Consider the following 20,062-nt stretch of genomic DNA (forward strand, 5'->3'; position numbering starts at 1 on the left):
AAAAGTAAAGTTATAAAACACTTTAGGTTAGTTTTCTTCCATATTGTCCATCTCATCTTTCTCAATCATGCCGTGAGATGAAGACACATTTCACCCCTTAAAGACTATAAAGACTTGAACATCAAAAAGTATCCCTTCGTTTGGATTTTTTTTACTTATCCCAATACCGGTGTGCCCAAGCAATCCATGTACTCCAATTGGGCCCTGTGGAATGCCCTCCTGCATGTTGACGAAAGGCAATTTCACCGTTGATCAACGGAAAGCCTAAAACTGGAAAATCATTTGTTCCCAATCCTTTTGCGCCAAGCAATTGATAAACTGGTTGAGCATGTACACCTGCCAAAAACATCCCTTTGGCATCAACCCATTGTCCTTCTATGAAGTGAGAGCCCGCACTGATAAAAACTGGTCTTGGAGCGCAAAGCGTGATCAATTCATGTGCATCTACTGGCAAGTCATCGATTGTTAGTGAACTTGCGTACTTGATGAAATTGCCACAAAACCAGTGATACTCACTCGAAGATGCTAAATTTTCTACCTGTTCGCCGAAATTTCTTCGCATGATAGATGCTCCACCTTCCCCAGAAGACCCAATAAAACCCAATGAAATACGAGCATCAAATGCCATCGTGACTAAAGCTGCTTTTCCGTACCTTGATGTTCCTTCTATGGCTATTTTTTTTTGATCCACATCAGCATCTTTCTCAAAATAGTCTAATGCGCGACTCGCTCCCCAAGCCCATGCTCTGAGCACACCCCACTCCTCTGGTGCGCGAGCAGCACCTTTATTGACTAACCCTATGATGCCTGACTTTAGTCCAGCTCCATGATCAGCTTGAATACTAGATGGTACCAGGATCGCATAACCCCATCCTTGTGACAAGAGTTGTTGCTTCCACAAGGGCTCATATGCGGACATGAAATAATTGGGTTCTGGTGCTCTCTTGCCAAAGGGCCAATTGATAAAACCAAACTCCATCACCACTGGCACTGGACCTGTTGCCTCCTTAGGCGTGCCCACTACCAATTCTATTTCAACTTTTATTTCGGGGAAGGCAGAATTGTCTACTATCCCAAGCATTGTTTTTTCTTGAACAGGAAATGATCCTACTATGGTATCTTTCACAGATTTGACCACCCAGTTGACTTTAGGCAAGGTCTCGGGTAGTCTCCCATATACTTCTGATTCAAAATCATTCACGATTTCGGATCGTCGCTTTGCCCACCAATCTTTCTGGTTTGTCACCTTCTTGCCATCAGAAAACATCAATGGGTTAGGTAAACTATAAGATCGTACGTTAGACTCATCAGTATTGGCTGCATTGGCAGCTAAAGGATCACCAGATGGGCCAGGTCTATTCTCGATCTCAATGGATAAAGACTTCTTCATCTCCTGAAAATCCAGATAAGAGTAACGATTGATACTGTCTCTGTCTGCTTGAGCAAACTGTGCTTGCACCGCATGAACACCTCCGCCAATTACGCAAAGTAACATTAGTAAAACCACTATTTGATTTTGTCTCCTGATCATATTCTTATACAGTTAATCCTCTAATCTACTTTTATTCTATATAATATGTGATTTACTATTTGCTAAACATCCAATAATCAAAAAACATAATATCACTAGATGCTTTTCCTTTGAATACAAAGTATAAATCATGCTTACCATTGACATCTTTGACATCCAAAGACCGCAATGCCCAACGGTCATCCCCTCCAGTCATTGGCACTTCTATCTCGCCAATCAGCTTTCCGTCTAGTGCATCGAGCCTTACTTCCATTGTCACCCCTCCATTGTGCGTAGTGCCCACCCGTACAGTGAAACGACCAGCTCCTTCCTTTCGGAAATCTACATTTCTGACCTTGGTATAAGCCTCATTCTTTTTGGCGGTGATGAATACGCCTACTACATCATTTTCGTATGACTTCACCCCTTCAGACCAAGCGATGGTTTCTGCTTCATTTTTCATGTAGGGATTGATCGTACTCAAGGCTTCTTCCACACCCTTGGTCATATCCATCTGAATGATGTCCCCGTTCTTCTTGAATTTCATCTCTTCGACACAAACCGAACGGGTAAAGCCTCCTCCTCCCGGAAGTGCCCCATTGTGATAAAAAAAGTAGGTTTTTCCTTTGAAATCAATGACGGCCGGATGGTTGGTAAAAGCCGCTCCCTGAGTAGGCATCACCACTCCTTGATATTCCAACGGACCTGTAGGATTATTGCTCGTCGAATAGCCTATATGCTCTGAGATAGGACCTGCCGCAAAAATCAAATAATACAAATTTCCTCGCTTGTACATCCAAGGCCCTTCTTCGTAGGTTGTAGGTCTTCTCGGATCTTCTTTGCTGCGTTTCCCAAAGGATTCAATGGTATTCGGAAACTGAGCAATCTCACCTTCATATGAAATCATGTCTTCATTGAGCTTGACATAGTAGCACACTGGGTTACCCCAATAGAGATAGGCTTGGCCATCGTCATCGATAAAGACCGCAGGATCTATATCTGCCATTCTTTCTGAGATCATAGGTTTACCTAATGGGTCTCTGAAAGGTCCATAAGGACTATCTGCCACAGCTACCCCTATCCCATTCATACCGCTACGAGTCGTAATGGGTACATACATGTAAAACTTGCCATTCCGCTCAATGGCCGCTGGTGCCCAGGCGTTCATCTTGGCCCAGTCGAATGCAGTATAGTCCAGCACTGCACCATGATCTGTCCAATTGACCATGTCCTCTGATGTGTATAACCGCCAATCGTCCATGGTAAACCAGGTGGAGTTGTCCTCATCGTGACTGGTGTATAGATAGACTTTGCCATTATAGACCATGGGCGCAGGATCTGCGGTATAGTTGGTTTGGATGATGGGGTTTTGAGCCAATCCAATCACTGGCATTGAGAAGTAAAAAAATAAAACGAACCTATTCACTTTCATAAGGTTTAATTTGATTAAAACTATTGGGTCAACACAAAACCGCCCTTGCTTTGCATGGTAATAGTGATCATACCATTTCGAGCGACTTTCACTTCCTTCAAGTAAGTTTTTCCATCCTCGTCATCCCCGTATAGTTTGACCATTTGGCCTGCCAACATAGGCACTTCCAGCTTTAGTTTCTTTTCGGATGATTCTGCATTTACCCCTGCTACATACCATTTGCCTTTTGACTTTCTGGCCAGAACGCTGTACTTGCCCGGGTAGCCATCTACAAACACTGTAGCATCCCAGGTAGTTGGCAGTGCTCTCATAAAGTCCAATTCGAAGGCTGGTACAGCCTCCAAATTGTTAGGCGTAAGAGCAAACATCTGCACGGGATTCTGGAACAATACGCTGGTTGCCAATTGGAAAGCATCGGTGGTCAATCTTTCCTGTCCTTCCTTATTTCCTTTGTTGAGGAAATCATTGAGCACGACACCCCCAAATTCCATACTCGCCACGGCATTACGCATAAACGGATGCAAGGAGGCATAAAAGGCTTCCTTCTCCCTCACGTCCTGCACGAAGACCAGCATCTCTGAGGCCAGCACCGCTTCACTTCCTACAAAATTGGGATACATCTTTTCCCAGCCACGTGGTAGTGTCGCACCATGGAAGACGATCATCAAACCATACTCATTGGCGTCAGACAGTATATCCTCATAGAGCCGCATCGTTTCTTGCTTGTCTCCTCCGAAGAAATCCACCTTCAATCCCTTCACTCCAGCTTCTTTGAGCCACTTCATCTCCTTCTTTCTGGCTATAGTGCTGTTCATCTTATTGAGTGGGGTCATGAAAGCATCATTGGCAGCTCCATTGGAATTGTACCAAAGAAAAACCCCTACACCTTTGGAATCGGCATAGTCGATCAACTTCTCCATGCGCTCATAGCCGATGTTCTTGTCCCACCAAGCATCGATCAGGATGTATTCGAAATCCATCGCTGCTGCCAGATCGATATACTTCACCTGGTCTTCATAGTTCATGCTATTGTCCTGCCAGATGATCCAGCTCCAAGTACTTCGACCCATCTGATAACCCATCGAAGCTTCATACAAAGGCTCCACCACATCATAAGGAATGGTCGTCTCTACAATCGGCTTTAGCGACTCCCCTACCGTAATAGTCCTCCATGGCGTGACACCCGGCAGGCCAATCTGTGCACCGCTACTACCAAAACCGTTGTTCTGTTCTGGATTAGGATATTCCACGGTATATAGACCGTCGTGGTAAGCACTCAAATGTGAGGCACAATACTGGCTACTCACACCTGTCTCGGACACTAGCACCCAGCCTTCATCTCCTACCCTAAACAAGCCAGGGAATACATAACCTTCCCTAGCATTGGTTTGATCCATGGGCACATCCGTCTGATAGCCACTTTCGTAACTCGGCGAAGTACGGGCAAAACCAGCCATTGGTCCCATCATATAGGATAGAAATGCCGTGGTTTGAGATGGAAACTTAAAACCCGTGGCTTCACTTTCTACTACCGTAACCACTGTTTTGTCCCAAGTGGGTAACTCATACCTAAAGGCGATATCATGGTTGCTGACCTGAAAAAGCACGGACAGTTGCTTGCCCTCTGAATTGGCCATCATGTATTTTAGGATATTGGCCTCATAGTTGACCTCCGACTGCTTGATCGTCTCCAGGCTATAAGTCTGGCTCGCTTCACCCGTAGAAGCCCCCACAAAACTCATGTCTGATGTAAAATCACCTTCGTTGGTTGTCAAGCCTAATGGTGAAGCCTCCAACATAGAGCTACCACCATAGTTAACAGAGTAGCTTGCTTGCCCCTTGTCAATAGAAACACTAACGGTCACGCGCCCATCTGGACTAGACACAGTTTGTTTCTGTTGAGCAAAAAGTGATGATGTAAAAATTAACAGTAGAATAGTAATTGCCAGTCTCATTATATGTGTTTGATATGATGTTTGTCGAAATTTTATTTCTTCATAAATGCGTGACTAACAGTTGAATCAGGAAGATGTGTAGAAAACATCCTTTTCATACAGATTCAATTTGAATATTAATAGTGTCACACCATACAGATAAAGACCAATAATTAGTTTTTTATCCCATTATGTGAAGCATTAATCCCCATCCTCCCAATACAGATTACTGTCATGATCCAATTTTAAAGGAGGAAGGAGACTAGCTAAAACAAGAGGCTAGACTTATACTTTGAGGTCTAGACTAAATAAACTCGTTCACTGTCAACCAATGGATAAAAGCATCGAACCATTTGTTACTGGTGCGATCTGGATTCCCCAGCCCAAAACCATGACCACCGTTCTGATACAGATGAAACTCAACAGGTATGCCTGCATCGTACCAAGATTTGACAACCCCAAACTGCCCCCTAAACAAAAAATCGTCTGTGGCAATGGCGTTGAACATTGGCGGTGCATTTTCTGGTACTTCTACCTCACCCATTCCTCCATAGATAGGGCCAATGAACGCCAGCTTCATTGTTTTAGAATTCAAAGTAGAGTGCATAGTCAATCCTGCTCCGGCAGAGAAACCGATCATACCAATTCGATCAGTATTCACTCCCCATTCCTCGGCTCTATCCACTATCATAGCATAAGCAGCCTCCGCATCTTCCAGCTGATCAGAAAGGTCGCGACGAGGCAGTTCTGAAGCGGTTTCTTTAGAATCATCGGTCATTGGACCTCTCGGACGGTTCATCCATGCGGTGAAGTCCTCTAACTTGTCAGGCGTAGGGTGCAATCTGTATTTCAATACAAACGCAGCAATCCCCTGATCAGCCAATGCTTGAGCTACCTCCCAGCCTTCATTGCCTAACGACAACCAACGAAAGCCACCCCCTGGTGTCACGATTACCGCTGTCCCATTGGCCTTGTCGGGATCGGGCAAGAAAGGCGTGAGTGTAGCTTTGGTAATGTTTCGGGCCATTGGGTCGCCCCACTGCTTAAACCAAGTCTCTGATGCAGGTTGGTCTTCCACACCTCCAGTGTTCAGTGGTATGGCATTGGAGTCTTTAGGTGCATCCAGAGGGTAAATCGTTCCATCCTGAGCTCCTACAAAAAAAGGAATTAATAGTGATAGGCTCAAGAACAATGTCCTGAGCAAGTAATTAGTCAATCTGTTCATAATCATTAAGTTTTAAAAAGTGGATAATATTTTAATAAGCTGTCTCTTTCAATTAATCAATGACCGGAATCAAAGAAACCACAAAACCTCCCCTCCTTAGCATCTTGATATCAAGTGAATCTGAACGGTCCACTACCAAATATTTAGTCGAAAGCTTTTTGTCATGTACGCCATCCGCGATCAAAGTCAATTTGTATTGGGTATCTGCGGCAAGGAAGTCTAGGGACAATGTCTGTTTCTTGGATTTATCCTCTCCATTGATTCCACCGATGTACCAGTTTTCTTCTTTTTTCCGAGCGATTGTTACATCTCTCCCAGGAAATCCATCTAGCAGCTTGGTTTCATCCCATGCCACGGGCAGATCACTAAGAAAATCCTTAGCCTCAAAAGGTAAAGATTGATAACCATCCGGTCTGTCTGCCAGATGCTGAAAGGCCGACTCAAACAATACTCCTAGTGCCTGCTCATGTCCATAGGAGGTAATGTGGGGATGCTGCGAGTTGGTAAAAGTGACGGGCGTGTAATCCATCGAGCCTACCACATTTCTGGTGAATGGAAGAATGGTATTATGAACAGGTGCTTCATAGGTGAAATCGGGAACATTATTGTACCATTCAGCTCCTCTCACCCCTTCGTAAGTCATCAGGTGAGGATAAGTTCTCTGCCAACCTCTTGGTACCAGACAGCCATGAAAGTACACCATGATTTCATACTCTGCGGCATCTTCAATAATATCCAGATAATAGTTGATCATGTCTTGTTTCTCACTTTCGAAGAAGTCAACTTTCACCCCTACTATCCCTTTCTCCTTCAATTTCTTGAATTCTGCTACCCGGTTTTCATGCGTAAGCATACGATCTTTTGGTGTAGCTGCTACCCAGGTATGATCCCCGCCAGAGTTGTACCAGATCAGTGGTTTCACTCCCTTGGAATGAATATACTCCAGTGCATCATCCAGATCACCGCCGTTAATCATGGCATCCCACTCCCAGTCGAGCAAGGTGTAGGGCCAACCCATCTGGGCTGCCAAATCTGCAAATTCGGTTACTACTTGATAATCTTTGGTTCCATGGTTATTTGACCAATAGTTCCAGGAGACAAGACCTGGCTTGATCCAGTCTGTATTCTCTAATTTATTGGGTTCAGATACGTCTTCCACCAAGGTTGATTCCACAATATCTGCCAGACTCCCGATGATGATCACTCTCCACGGCGAATGCCAGGATTCGGATATGACTGGTTCAGGTTGGCCTTGTCCCCTGCCGTTCCAATCATCAGGAAAGGAGAGTTTGTATTCGTTTTTGTTTTGATAATTGGTCAGTTTAGTCCCGCAATAATCCCGACCCAAATCGGCTTCATGCAGCAAATAAAAACAAGCACTATCGGGAGATTGAAACAGTGCCGGATAAGCCCAGTCCTGCTGCTCCTCTGAGGCGACAGTACTGCGATAATAACCTTCATTGGCAGGATTGAATTTTTGAAGCCACCTTCTCGTACTATCAGGAATCGTGTAGGCAGTCATTTCTTCCTTCACGGTAAGGTCTCCGTCAATTTCAGGGATCACATACCGAAAGGTTATACCATCATTATAGGCCCTGATGACCACATTCAATGGAGACTTATCTGGGAGCTGAAATTGAACCGTCACTTCTTTCGCTACATTCTGGCGATGGGCCTTTTTTCCATGGAGCATTTTGTAATCATCCCTCACTTCCCGAACCTTGCCCGATTTAACCCAACGAAGGCCTTTTGAGAAATCAGTTTTATCTGTAATCAAGCCTAAATCAATTCTTGGTAGAATTTCCGTTCTAGCCCCAGCGGTCATGTGCTCCACACGCAAAAACCATCGTCCCTGATCCTCCAAATCTTTCCAAAGACCAACCGTATTTTTCTGGTTGGGAGATTTAAGTTCTAGTCGCTGTGAACGCACATTAGCTACTATGATAGACGAAATGAAAAAGACTAAGACAATTCTTTTCATTTGTTCTTGAGATTACTCTTCGCCAATTCTTCTGCTGCATTGGCGAGAAAAATGTACCAGGCACCCCCGTCGATGATACACTCATTTTCCCCCCAGAAAAACGGCCAATCGTCTTTATTTTCCAGATAATCCGGCTTTAGAAAAATAAGTCCAGGCACTACCCCTCCAGCTATAGTCGAGAAATCCGCTCTGTTGCTTCCATAGGCTACTTTCTTAGATTTGTTACCGACCGCATTTACGAATGACAAGTTGGAATATGGGTGACAACCAAAAATGTAATTCAGTCCGCTGTACACATCCTCTATATCCACAATGTCAGGATAGGATTTTAGAATTCGATAATTGGTAATAGACCAATTGATGGCAACCGAACTACCGCCCCATCCCCTCTTGGCAATCGGAACTCCATAGGGATTATCAGCATTTTCTTTGTCTGTATTTTCCTTATACTTCACCACATACCCTCGTAGCTTAGACTTATATGCTTCGTCCATATAGGGCAATGCCAGCAAAGCATAATCGATGTTGCGCTCCAAGGATTCATCCAAAACCTTCCAGATATTATCCAAAAAGCCCTTTTTATATTGTTCTTCTCCAGTCGTAAGGAAGAGCTGCATCATAGCAATCATATCGCTGCCCCGTCCCCATCTGGACATCACATGACCAGGTGCTTTTGCGTTTTCGTTGGCTTCTTCAAATAGACGCTTGGCGATATTGATACATTTATCTGCCAACTCATCATTGTAGCCTTTCAGTGCCCGACTCGCAGCTGCCAGTGCACCAGCCGCTCGGTAGTCCAGGAAAGAACTTCTGTTGGTGAATGCCCAACGATCATCCAGCGTACCACTCGACAAGCCATCAGATTCATAAGGCTTCAGTGATGGATTATAGGACAAATTATCCGTCTCGGTAGAGGCGTCTCCCAGGTGGTGGTATTGATGTAAATTGGGCACGACTATCCCTCTGACCGGATGGCCAATATTTTCTACCTGAGCGACAAGGTTCAACACACCATGTTCAATTTGCTGAAGGATATCCGGCTGCCCATCAGGTCGATGAATATCTACATATTGTGTTTTTTGATCTATGTAGGTTTCATCTCTGTCTATGCCAAATGTCTCCCAAGATTCTACAAAACTGGCAATCACCAGCACATGTCTAAATGTCTGGATATCATAATCACCAGCATCAAACCACCCTCCCACTGACATACCGGGGATACGCTCCAAAGGCTTGTACTTTGTATCTGTGGTAGCACCCTGTTCATAGCCATCAAAGTGTTTGTGATTGAGTGGTGCCTGTAGACAGTCGTCAGCAAATGGTTTTCCGTGCCAGGTACGATAGGCCTCATTTACTTCCATGTGATCCATTTGAATAGGGAAAAACACGTCCATTGTAGGATGCCATACTTTAGAGTAAATATCATTGGCAATCTGAAAGGAATTTGTTTTGTAATCTCCGTATTGGATATAATAAATACCTGTTTCTTGTATGGAGCTAAAGTCCAGTTGAGCATAATTGTATCTCAAATATTTCCCCCAAGGCTTCACATCAGCCTTCAGTTTCTCTACGAACTCACCTTCTTCATTTAACTGAAAGATGGAGGCAGTTTTCAAGGGTTGATCGTTCTTGTCCAATTCTACAACAGCGACTTTCTCCTGACTAGGCATATAGCCCACCTGAGAGAAACCAATCACCGGCTCTCTTAGCCAATCAGTTATAGTGTTGGGCTCTACATACCAAGAAAGAACCTCCCCTGTTTTGTTGGCAGGAAGAATGCTTCGGACCACATACCATCCGTTTTGTCCCAAGTTGCGCCCGTCAAAAAGCATAATTTCATCTTCAGATTGAATTTTCACTCTGCGCTCTGGATTTTCAGGCGCGAGAATGAGATTTTTACCAGACTCTAAGGGTAGTGGTACGATGTATTCGTCCCTTCCACGATCGTCAAATGTATTGTGACCGGCAAACTGGGGAATTTTTTGACTAGAAGATTTAGTGAGTGTGTTACTTGCCGGATACCTAGGAAAGATGCCAGGCTTTCCATCAATCAAATAGTTGCTCTCAAAATAGGAAGAAGGTAAAAACTCCATATTAAATCCTGCCTTCCCTTCTAACTCTTTTGGCACAGGCTGATCCAAGACAACGGATATTACAAAGCCCTTTCCTTTTGGGGTCACTTTCAGTCTAGAATCGAAATCGTAAGCCTCATACCTGAGCTTAACCTCGATGGTCTTATTGGTCTTGTCCACTGTTCGGTTGATCATCTTTGGGATCAAGTCCCACTGCTCAGGTGTGTGATGCAGTCGAACCGCACCACCAGTAGCCGTTCTCACCTCATGGTGAATGAGTTCGATACCCGCCGTTTTCTCATCAAAAAACTCTCCATTGTACTCGTTAGAAAACACCAACACATTCAAACCTCTAGATTCAAAATAATCCGAGTCGTTTAGAATCAAGGTTTGTGCTGTTGTCACCTGTGCGAAAGCAAGAATGAATGAGGACATTAGGATCATCCGAGTCACTTTTACTCTTTTAATAAAAGGTGAGCATGCTGTCTTTAGTCTTTGCATATACTTTTTGTTTATCTAGGTTTCTCTCTTGTAGCCATGGATTAAATAAGTTCAACCTCCACTACTTTCAAATCTGCTTTGTCCGAACTGTTGCCATAAAACAACTGATAGGTTCCAGGCATTACATCCATTTTCTCGGTTGATCTATTATAAAACTCAAATGCAGAAGCATCCAGATCTATTTCTAACTTCGTCTCTTTGCCAGCCTCCAAGCCGACACGTTCAAAGCCTCTCAGCGTCTTCAACGGGCCATCCTCATCGCCTTTTTTCCTTACATAGAGCTGAAAAATCTCAGTTCCTTCACGATCACCTGTGTTCTTAATCGGCACATTGATTTGAAGGCTTTCCCCAGCATTAATGCTTTCACTGCTCAGCTGAGCAGTGCCGATTTCAAATTGGGTGTAGCTTAAACCATAGCCAAATGGAAACAAGGCATCATCCATGAAGCGATAAGTCTTGCCTTGCATGTCGTAATCTTCGATATCACCTAACTGATCCGAACGCTTGTAGAAGGTCACCGGTAGTTTGCCGGAAGGATTGTAATCTCCAAACAACACATCAGCCACCGCTTGACCGCCTGACTCACCTGCATACCAGGCCTGTAGAATCGCATCGCAGCTTTCGGTCTCAGGAGTAAGCGCCATGGCCGATCCCGAGCAGTTAACAAAAATGACCGTCTTACCAGCATCTTTGAGTGCCTGTAAACATCTGCGCTGGACAGAAGGAAGTTCAATATTTGTTCTATCTCCCCCTTTAAATCCTGGATAAGAAACAGGCATCTCCTCGCCTTCCAGCAAAGTGGACAAACCACCCACGAAAACCACTACTTCTGTACCCTTCAGCTTGTTGATCAACTGTGCAAAATCTATATCTACTTCACGTCCAAAGTCAAACTCCAAATTGGCCTGCCAGCTGTTGAGCTGAGCATAACGGATTTCTATATTATACGTTTGACCCGCTTCCACAGTATAAGAAACCCTTCCCGGCAGTGTTCTCCAGTTGTGAGATTTGAACAAAGTCGAATCGTTAACCACCAGTTCAAAAGCGCCTGTAGCTCCACACTTGAAAACAATTTCTTCAGAAACTGATGGTGTAAATGTGGTCTCATACTTCCCAGAGAAGCCTTCCAATTTCACTCCTGACGCAAATTCGTGCTGACCAGCAGTGGTCAGTTTCATTGGGTTGGTGATCTGCTTACTGATTACAGCCTCGCCTGTACGGTCAGGATTGTTCCAGTAGGTGGCCTTGAATCCCTGCTTCCCTTCAAATTGGATTTGAGAAAAATAACTGACTGTGACTTTGTCTTCTACAAGGTCGACTGCCTGATCATGCATCACAGCCCCTTCTGCCAGTTTGGATTTGATACCATCCAGGATGGTAATGGTACGGACAGGTGTTCCGTTATAGTTACCCCACAGCATCGGTTCATTGTCCGCATTAGGGCCAATGACAGCTAACTGATTGATCGATTTACTTAGCGGTAAAATGTCATTTTTATTCTGAAGCAAGGTCATAGATTTTTGTGCCATCTCCAGCGCGAGATGTCTGTGTGCTTCACTGTTTAAGATAGAAGGAGGTATTTGCGTGTAAGGCACCAACTCGTCAGGATCCATTTCCCCTAATTCGAATCGCCCCATCAACACACGTTTCAAACGCACATCGATCTCTTCTTCTTTTAGTAGTCCTTGTTCTACGGCTTGCGGAATCAGCTTGTAGTTATGCTTGTCCCACTGACACTCGACATCCGTACCAGCTAGCACTGCTTTGGCCGCTGCATGAACGGCGTCCGGTGAGACATTGTGCGTGGTATAAAAATCCTGAACCGCACCACAGTCGCCCACGACCAGATGCTCATAATCCCACTCTTCTCTCAGTGTGGTTTGGAGCAGGTGATCACTACCACAGCAGGGTTCACCATCTAATCTTTGATAAGCGCACATCACCTGCCGTACGTCTGCTTCTTGTACTAGTGCCTTGAAGGCTGGCAGATAGGTTTCCCATAAATCTCTTGGGTCTACATTGTCCAGGTTCAGTTCATGACGGCTCCATTCTGGTCCAGAATGGACCGCATAGTGCTTAGCGCAAGCGAGTAGCTTGCGGTACTTGGCATCTTCAGGCCCCTGAAGCCCCTTGACCACTTGCACCCCCATGCGAGAAGTGAGGAAGGGATCTTCGCCATAGGTTTCCTGACCTCTGCCCCATCTGGGATCACGAAAGATGTTCACATTTGGCGTCCATACCGACAAGCTCAGAAAACGCTTGTTTTCATTTCCCGCAGCGATCCACTCGTTGTACTTGGCACGCCCTTCGTCTGATACTGCATCGAATATATGATAGAGCAACTCATCATCAAAAGAGGCCGCCATCCCTATCGGTTCTGGAAAAACTGTGACATTGTCATTATTCGCATAACCATGAAGTGCTTCACTCCACCAATTAAACTTTTTAATACCCAATCTGGGTATAGCCTCAGAAATATCGCACATCAGTGCCGCTTTTTCCTCGAGGGTCATTCGAGAAATGAGATCGTCGGCACGTTCATCAAAACTCAGGTCTGGATTTTGATAATCAGGTTTGCTTTCCTGACAGGCACCAGCCCATAATACGGCTGATAGGAGAACAAATAGAGTAGCGTAGTTTAGTCTTTTCATCATGTTTTAATCAATGCAGATTAACGAACAAAGGAGGGTCACGAACATAAGTCCAGAACCCTCCAATTTTTTCAGGTTGAGAACTACCGATTAGGGCAGAGTAGTGTTGCCTGATGTGGCATACAAACCAATCATGGCACCTGTAAATCCACCAGCTACATTGGTAGACAGTATATCTCCAGAGACTGCTGCACCCAGGTCTTGAAAATCTTCACCATCCAGCGCATAACTGAATATATAATCGTCTCCTTCAGCACTTACCTTGAGTTGTATCGACTTTTTCAAATCAATACTCGTACTAGCAATCACCTTAGAGCTAGTCTCACGATCTCTCCTTCTGCCTTTGGTCTCTGTACGCTCCAAAACCAGCATATAATCTCCTCCTTTTTTGGTCACACCAAACACATAATTCGAGCCTTCGTTTTGGTAACAAGTAAGTCCAGCCAAATCCTTCTCTGACTGAGGCTTGTACTTCATCTCTGTTGTAAAAGTGAAAGCCTTGTGCATTTGTCTGTGAAACAAGGTTGATGTAGGCTTGAGCTCTTTGATGTTGGTATCAAATGGATCAATGGACAGACCTTTTTTTCCTGTAGAAATAAATTCCTCCCTCGGACCTCTCAATCCAATCCATCTGTAGTCCAATTGATCAGAAGTAAAATCTTCGGTATAAGTGAAATTTCCATTAGGGAAAAAGCCATCCTTTCCTGTTTTGTTCTCCACTCCGGCAGGCATAGCCAATGTAGGTTCCATTGGCACCAAACCATTCTCGAATACCGGGAACGTACCAGACCAGTCTACAGGTAGGATGAAAGTCTCGCGCCCCGTATTTACCCGGTCTTCTTCATTGGGACGAATACCCAAGAATACGCCATAATATTTTCCATCAGGCCCTAATACCAAATCGGCATGCCCCGCCCAATCCACGTTGTTTTTTCTGTCCTTTGGGAAATGTCTTTGCGTCAAGATCGGGTTACTAGGAGCTGGCACGTATGGACCTTTGGGGCTATCGCTAATAAATACTACTTCGCTATGCCAGTCTCCTGTACCACCTTCTGCGCACATCAGGTAGTACTTCCCGTTTTTCTTGTAAATGTGCGGTGCTTCGATCCAGATGGGTTTCTTGGCCAAATCAACACCACCATTGACGATGATTTGATCCGTACCTTTGATTATCTGGTCCTTTTCCACATCGTATTCCCAAACCTTTATCACACGATGACCACCGTAGAGTTCCTTCCCTGGATCAGGAGCATCATTGTGCACGACATAGGCCTTGCCATCATCATCGAAGAAAATCGAAGGATCGATCCCCGCAAAATCCAGCTTGTAGGGGTCGCTCCATCCCTCTTTCGGATCTTTGGTTTTCACGACGAAATTCCCCAAAGTACCTGGCAGTTTTGTACTCCCAGCAAATGCAGTGGTGATCATATAAAACGTATCGTTATTTTCATTGTAAGTGATCCCAGGTGCATATACCCCCATACTGATACCAGTATCATGAACATCTAACTGCGATGTACGATCCAACACATGCCCCAACTGAGTCCAGTTGACCAAATCATTGGAATGAAAAATCGGTACTCCGGGAAACATCGCAAAGGATGAAACCACCATGTAGTAATCATCTCCCTTTCTGGTAATCGCCGGGTCAGGGTAGCAGCCCTGTAAAATAGGATTATAAAACTCACCAGATTCCAATGGATTTTCATTGTAAACCTTATCGTTCCCTACATATTCTACTTTAGAAAACACCGGGCTGGCTAGTTTGCCTTGTTTGTCTCCTGTTCCACCCATGGCTGTCATCGAGCATAGCACCAGACAAGCCGCCAATATTCTAACTTTCACTTGATTCATCTATTTATTAATTTTTGTATTCAATAATTTATTTCAGTCTAGTAACAAGAGCATTTGATACGCATACCGCCTGCCCAGTTTTCGATACCCTTCTGCCGAAAAATGAAGGCCATCCTCTACTGCCTCACAGTCTTCGGAAGAAATAATGTGTGCATTTGGGATCAACTCTGGCAGAGTACCAACGATGGCGTTCATGCTCGCGCATTTACCTCCTTGCTCTGCACTTACCATTTCGCCAGCCAATAGTGGTGTTTCTTTTGGATCTAGGTTCAGCTCCGATAGTAGGTTGTCATAAACGTCCCTCACCTTGCTAGGCCAACTTTTATCCCCAGTATTGGATTCTCCCTGATGAAGCAAAATGCCTTTGATCACCCCGTCTTTTTGGGCCAGTTGAGCCATCTCGACCAATCGACCGTAGGGGTTGTTGTCATATTCTTTGGCCATATTCTTGAGCCAATCCGGCGACTCAGCAATGTAACTGCTATAATTTTCTTTGTCAAAAAGCTCAATTTTGCAACCACCCACTGAGACATTGATCACCCCAACTTTGATGCTATCCGGAAGGTTTTTGATCAAAGTACGTCCGAAATAATCTGTAGGGGTCAAGCCCGTTTTGCAGCGGCACAGAGTGGCGATCGGGCAGGGTACCATTCTCCCATGGTTCGACCGAATTCCGGACAATCCACCGCTGACATCACCTGAAACCTCTCGTTGACAAGGGTATCCTGGGCTTCATACCTTGCATGACCTTCCATGTTGGACTGACCAAATGCCAGAAAGATGTAGAAGTTTGGATCTTGAGCAGCCAAAAATCCGCTATTGAACAGCATCAAGATCAAAACCCATTTTGTTTTCATTATTATTTTCATTTGTCTATCTGATCTGAGATTTGGAAATAATCGAAGTTGACTACCCCTCCTTTTTCTTTAGTCGCATAATTGAACAACCCGAATCGGTAGCCCATAAAATGCGGTAGGGTGTAGGCCATTTTCAAAGTCCCTCCTATTGGCTTCCAGTTTTTTCCATCCAAACTGTAGAAAAACTGCGCTTCGTCTTTTCTGTCGAGAAAGTTGGCAATCGCCTTTAGATACACTTGATCCTGATCGAGTTTCACTCGTTCTTTCTCTTCCGGCAACTCACCGAATACACCTTCCATCACCAGGTACTTTTGTCCCTTTTCGTATTTGACGCCTACCCAACCGTATTTTTTCTGTAGAAGGATAAGTCCGCTGCGATCCCTTTCCTTCATTTTGGACACATCGATAGCCGTACTACCCGTACAAACAGGGCCAATGGTCCGCTGCGTCAATATGTTTCGGGAATTCAATATATCCTGATCAACACGACCTGTGGTCAAGCTTAGGTATCCCTTCTTTCCATTGATCTTCCAATTGTCATTGTCCGGATTGTGGTTCCATTGCCAAACCAAAGGCAAATCTGCATCTCCCTTCTTTCGCTTGAAGTCATCAGAAGCTACTATACCAGGGATCAAACTCTTATTTGCTGGTAAGTCCAATTCCATAGGAACCTTGCCATTTTCTCCCAATACCGGCCAGCCTTCTTTCCACTCGACTGGTACCAAATAAGGAATACGCCCTACGGCTCCATTGTCCCTAAATAAGAATGAAAACCATCGTCCATCTGGTGTATCAATCAAACCTCCCTGAGCCACTCCTTTGTCTTGGAGTGCAACCCTTCCTTCCCATGGATCCGTGATTTTATCAGCTCTATGAATGATAACGGTTCTCACACCTCCTTTGGGCCAGGCAATGTTGAAGAGGTAATATTTGCCATCGACCTTAAAAAGCTGCGATCCTTCAGCAGGGAGCATGATCGGATCTTTGATCGGTGCATGTGCATTTTCAATCAGAACTCTTTCCGTGCCCGGCACCACACCGCTTAGATCAGGTTTGATTTCTGCTATCTTCAATTCCCCTCCTCCCCAAATTAGATACATCTTACCATCATCGTCGATAAAGAAGGAATTGTCATGCAAAGAAGGTTTGAACGAATGCCGCCTCCATGGCTCATTCTCAATATCTGAAGTCGAAAAAATGAAGGTTTTGCCAGCAGTGGCTGAAAAAGTAGATAGGTAATAAAGTCCATCTACATGTCGCAAACAACTGGCCCATGAGCCTCTTCCATACATATTCTCTCCATTTTCGAGATTGGTAGCATCTATGTCCGCCAGTGTATCGTAGGCGTAGCTAACGAGTTCCCAATTGACCAGGTCCGTTGATTTCATGATAGGTACACCAGGACTCATATGCATGGTAGTACTACTCATGTAATACGTTTCTCCCACTCGTATCATAGATACATCAGGCACATCGGCATGTATCAAAGGATTTATTGCTCGATCTTGGGCACCGACAAGAGATGTAATAAACAAGTGAATGAGAACAAGTCTTATAGATTTCATTTAGCTGCTTTTAAATTGTAGGTTTTACCTGGCTCAGTTGTCAGGTCGTATTCATATATCTTCTTCAATTCCAAACCTTTAAAGTTGGCCTCCTTAGCAATCAAAGGTTTTTTGATATTAGGTTGCTGGTAAAAAGGGTTGCTGTTCTTACCTGTCGCTTCTTCTAGTCCATCCCCAACGAGCGGATAATAAGATCTAACTCGGCAGCCCCCTCCCAATTGAGAAGTAATTTTAACTTCTTTCGCTAAACTGCTTTCCCACTTGATATCCACTTCAAAACCACCTCTAGCTCTTAAACCTCTTACTTCACCTTGACTCCAATCGTCTGGTAAGGCTGGCAAAACATGCAAAGCACCGTCATGACTCTGCAATAGCATCTCTGCTATCCCTGCGGTACAACCAAAATTGCCATCGATCTGAAATGGTGGATGTGCATCGAAGAGATTAGGGTAAGTTCCTCCTTGTTCGCCCTGGGCTTGTACCGATGGACTCAACTGATCTTTGATGAGTTTCATCGCATGGTTTCCATCCAAAAGACGAGCCCATAAATTCACTTTCCAGCCCATCGACCAACCCGTCGATTCATCTCCTCTGGCTACCAGTGAAGTCCTCGCTGCGTCAAAGAGTTTAGGAGTCTTATAGGGTGAAATCTGGTTAGATGGGTATAAACCATATAAATGAGACACATGACGGTGATGATCTTCTGGATTGTCCCAGTCATACATCCATTCTTGTAGCTGTCCCCATTTCCCTATTTGCATCGGGGGCAGCTCCTCAAGCCTCTTGTTCAACTCAACAACCAATGCCTTGTCTGTGCCTAAAATATCGGCTGCCTGCGCCGTGCGGCTAAACAAATCAAATATCAACTGGTTGTCCATGGTGGTGCCTGCTGATACCGATGCTCTATGATCTGAATAGGGAGCGTTTTCCGGAGATATTGATGGCACGATGACTTGCCGCCCCTTGTCCGGGTCTTTGACCATAAAGTCCTGATAGAAAAGGCAAGCCTCTCTCACCACCGGATAGACAGACGTTAAGAAAGCTCTGTCACCCGAATAATCGTACTTGTCGAACAAATGCTGTGACAACCAGGCACCTCCCATCGGCCACATACCCCAAAATGCTCCATCAACAGGGCCCGTTATCCGCCAAATATCTGTATTGTGATGAGCTACCCAACCTCTGGCTCCATACATGTCTTGGGCCGTCTTCCTTCCGGTGTAGGACAAATCCTTCACCATCTCCACCAAAGGTTCATTCAAAGTCGGGAGATTGGTGATTTCAGAAGGCCAATAGTTCATCTCCGTATTGATATTGATCGTGTACTTGCTATCCCATGCTGGCTTTAGTTGGTCGTTCCATATCCCTTGCAGATTAGCTGGCTGACCACCAGGTCTGGAGGAGGAGATCAATAAATATCGCCCAAACTGGAAATAAAGGGCAGCAAGCTGTGGGTCATTTCCACTGGAAAAATCGACGATTCTTTGATCTGTAGTATTGTATGCAGAATCCGTATTGCCCAAATCCAATGTTACCCGACGAAATAGCTTCTGATAGTCAGCAATATGATCTAGCAATAATTGGTCAAAGCCTTTTTCAACTGCGGCTTGCAGAGATTTTGCCGCTTTTTCTGAAGCATCTCCATTTAGGTCATCGTAGCGTTCAAAGTTGGAAGCTATAGAAATGTAAATGGTGGCCGCATTGGCCTTTTCCACTTCGATTTTTTGATGCTCAGTCTTTACTGTGCCTCCATCTGCTTCGATTTGTATTTGGAGCTCAAAATTCACTTGTCCTTGAACACCCTCATGGTCACTGCCACGGGCAGAAAGTACAAGACCATTGCTACCCAATGTTGACACATCAAACTCCCCGGGTCGATCCAGATTGGCCGAAAAACTCAACTCGTCAGCTTGGTCCGCCGATAACTGTACTGCCATCACCTGATCAGGATAGGACGAAAAGACCTGAGTTTGATACCCAATTCCATTTTTGGTGTATCTCGTTGTTGTGATTGCCCTATCCAAATCAAGTTCGCGGTAGTAGTTCTGATAAGCTTCATCATCACCAAAATCCAACCTTAAATTACCGGCAGTCTGATAGGACATTCCATTTTTCCCACTAAAGAAAGTTTGATTGATGAGCTGCTGGGCTTCTTCGTATTGCTCTTCGAATATAAGCTCACGTACACGATTCAAAGATTCCTTTGCCGCGGGATTATCATTGCGGTGGGGACCTCCTGCATAAATGGTATTTTCATTGAGCTGGATCAATTCCTGCCCAGGTCGTCCATAGACCATTGCCCCTAATCGACCATTGCCCACAGGCAAGGCTTCTACCCAGCGCTCTGCAGGCTCGTCATACCACAGCTTCAATTCAACTGTATCCTGACTTTGTCGATCCGCACAAGACAAAAACCCAAAAATACTGGTCAAAAAAATCACCAGTAAAGAGATACCATTTCTCATATTTCAACCGTTTTG

General features: G+C 44.7%; 10 protein-coding genes and 1 pseudogene. All 11 read right to left on the bottom strand.

Translation table 11 applies throughout. The annotated features are described in order from the left end of the window. Positions 1-151: 151 nt before the first annotated feature. Positions 152-1,495, bottom strand: coding sequence for a glucuronyl esterase domain-containing protein (locus BUB99_RS02545; protein ID WP_073119161.1), 1,344 nt, complete (start codon positions 1,493-1,495; stop codon positions 152-154). 91 nt (positions 1,496-1,586) lie between these two features. After that, a complete protein-coding gene (locus BUB99_RS02550; protein WP_073119162.1) occupies positions 1,587-2,942 on the bottom strand; it encodes a glycoside hydrolase family 43 protein in 1,356 nt (451 codons plus the stop codon). A 20-nt stretch (positions 2,943-2,962) separates the two neighbouring features. Beyond that, positions 2,963-4,897: a glycoside hydrolase family 97 protein gene (locus BUB99_RS02555; RefSeq protein WP_073119164.1), complete on the bottom strand. Its 1,935-nt coding sequence runs from the start codon at positions 4,895-4,897 to the stop codon at positions 2,963-2,965. A gap of 283 nt (positions 4,898-5,180) precedes the next feature. After that, positions 5,181-6,101 carry an alpha/beta hydrolase gene (locus BUB99_RS02560; protein ID WP_073119166.1) on the bottom strand — a complete coding sequence of 307 codons (921 nt, stop codon included), beginning with the start codon at positions 6,099-6,101 and terminating at the stop codon, positions 5,181-5,183. Positions 6,102-6,153: 52 nt separating this feature from the next. Continuing rightward, positions 6,154-8,082 carry a glycoside hydrolase family 97 protein gene (locus BUB99_RS02565; protein ID WP_073119167.1) on the bottom strand — a complete coding sequence of 643 codons (1,929 nt, stop codon included), beginning with the start codon at positions 8,080-8,082 and terminating at the stop codon, positions 6,154-6,156. Beyond that, positions 8,079-10,655 (bottom strand): glycoside hydrolase family 9 protein, encoded by a 2,577-nt coding sequence (locus BUB99_RS02570; protein WP_245816779.1) that lies wholly within the window; start codon positions 10,653-10,655, stop codon positions 8,079-8,081. Before BUB99_RS02570 ends, BUB99_RS02565 begins: the two co-directional genes overlap by 4 nt. A 41-nt stretch (positions 10,656-10,696) precedes the next feature. Next, positions 10,697-13,309 (bottom strand): xylan 1,4-beta-xylosidase, encoded by a 2,613-nt coding sequence (gene xyl3A / locus BUB99_RS02575; protein WP_073119171.1) that lies wholly within the window; start codon positions 13,307-13,309, stop codon positions 10,697-10,699. 87 nt (positions 13,310-13,396) lie between these two features. Beyond that, positions 13,397-15,160 carry a glycoside hydrolase family 43 protein gene (locus BUB99_RS02580; RefSeq protein WP_073119172.1) on the bottom strand — a complete coding sequence of 588 codons (1,764 nt, stop codon included), beginning with the start codon at positions 15,158-15,160 and terminating at the stop codon, positions 13,397-13,399. Positions 15,161-15,193: 33 nt separating this feature from the next. Continuing rightward, positions 15,194-16,017: pseudogene (locus BUB99_RS02585) on the bottom strand (sialate O-acetylesterase). 8 nt (positions 16,018-16,025) lie between these two features. Further along, positions 16,026-17,582, bottom strand: coding sequence for a glycoside hydrolase family 43 protein (locus tag BUB99_RS02590; RefSeq protein WP_073119174.1), 1,557 nt, complete (start codon positions 17,580-17,582; stop codon positions 16,026-16,028). Next, on the bottom strand, positions 17,579-20,047 hold the full coding sequence (locus tag BUB99_RS02595) for a glycoside hydrolase family 95 protein (protein WP_073119176.1): 2,469 nt from the start codon (positions 20,045-20,047) through the stop codon (positions 17,579-17,581). Before BUB99_RS02595 ends, BUB99_RS02590 begins: the two co-directional genes overlap by 4 nt. Positions 20,048-20,062 lie beyond the last annotated feature (15 nt).

It is taken from the genome of Reichenbachiella agariperforans, assembly GCF_900142205.1.
Lineage (GTDB): Bacteria > Bacteroidota > Bacteroidia > Cytophagales > Cyclobacteriaceae > Reichenbachiella > Reichenbachiella agariperforans.

Coding starts and splice junctions, on each gene's coding strand:
- BUB99_RS02545 (WP_073119161.1), bottom strand. CDS start 1,495: ATGTTACTTTGCGTAATTGGCGGAGGTGTTCATGCGGTGCAAGCACAG.
- BUB99_RS02550 (WP_073119162.1), bottom strand. CDS start 2,942: ATGAAAGTGAATAGGTTCGTTTTATTTTTTTACTTCTCAATGCCAGTG.
- BUB99_RS02555 (WP_073119164.1), bottom strand. CDS start 4,897: ATGAGACTGGCAATTACTATTCTACTGTTAATTTTTACATCATCACTT.
- BUB99_RS02560 (WP_073119166.1), bottom strand. CDS start 6,101: ATGAACAGATTGACTAATTACTTGCTCAGGACATTGTTCTTGAGCCTA.
- BUB99_RS02565 (WP_073119167.1), bottom strand. CDS start 8,082: ATGAAAAGAATTGTCTTAGTCTTTTTCATTTCGTCTATCATAGTAGCT.
- BUB99_RS02570 (WP_245816779.1), bottom strand. CDS start 10,655: ATGCAAAGACTAAAGACAGCATGCTCACCTTTTATTAAAAGAGTAAAA.
- xyl3A (WP_073119171.1), bottom strand. CDS start 13,309: ATGATGAAAAGACTAAACTACGCTACTCTATTTGTTCTCCTATCAGCC.
- BUB99_RS02580 (WP_073119172.1), bottom strand. CDS start 15,160: ATGAATCAAGTGAAAGTTAGAATATTGGCGGCTTGTCTGGTGCTATGC.
- BUB99_RS02590 (WP_073119174.1), bottom strand. CDS start 17,582: ATGAAATCTATAAGACTTGTTCTCATTCACTTGTTTATTACATCTCTT.
- BUB99_RS02595 (WP_073119176.1), bottom strand. CDS start 20,047: ATGAGAAATGGTATCTCTTTACTGGTGATTTTTTTGACCAGTATTTTT.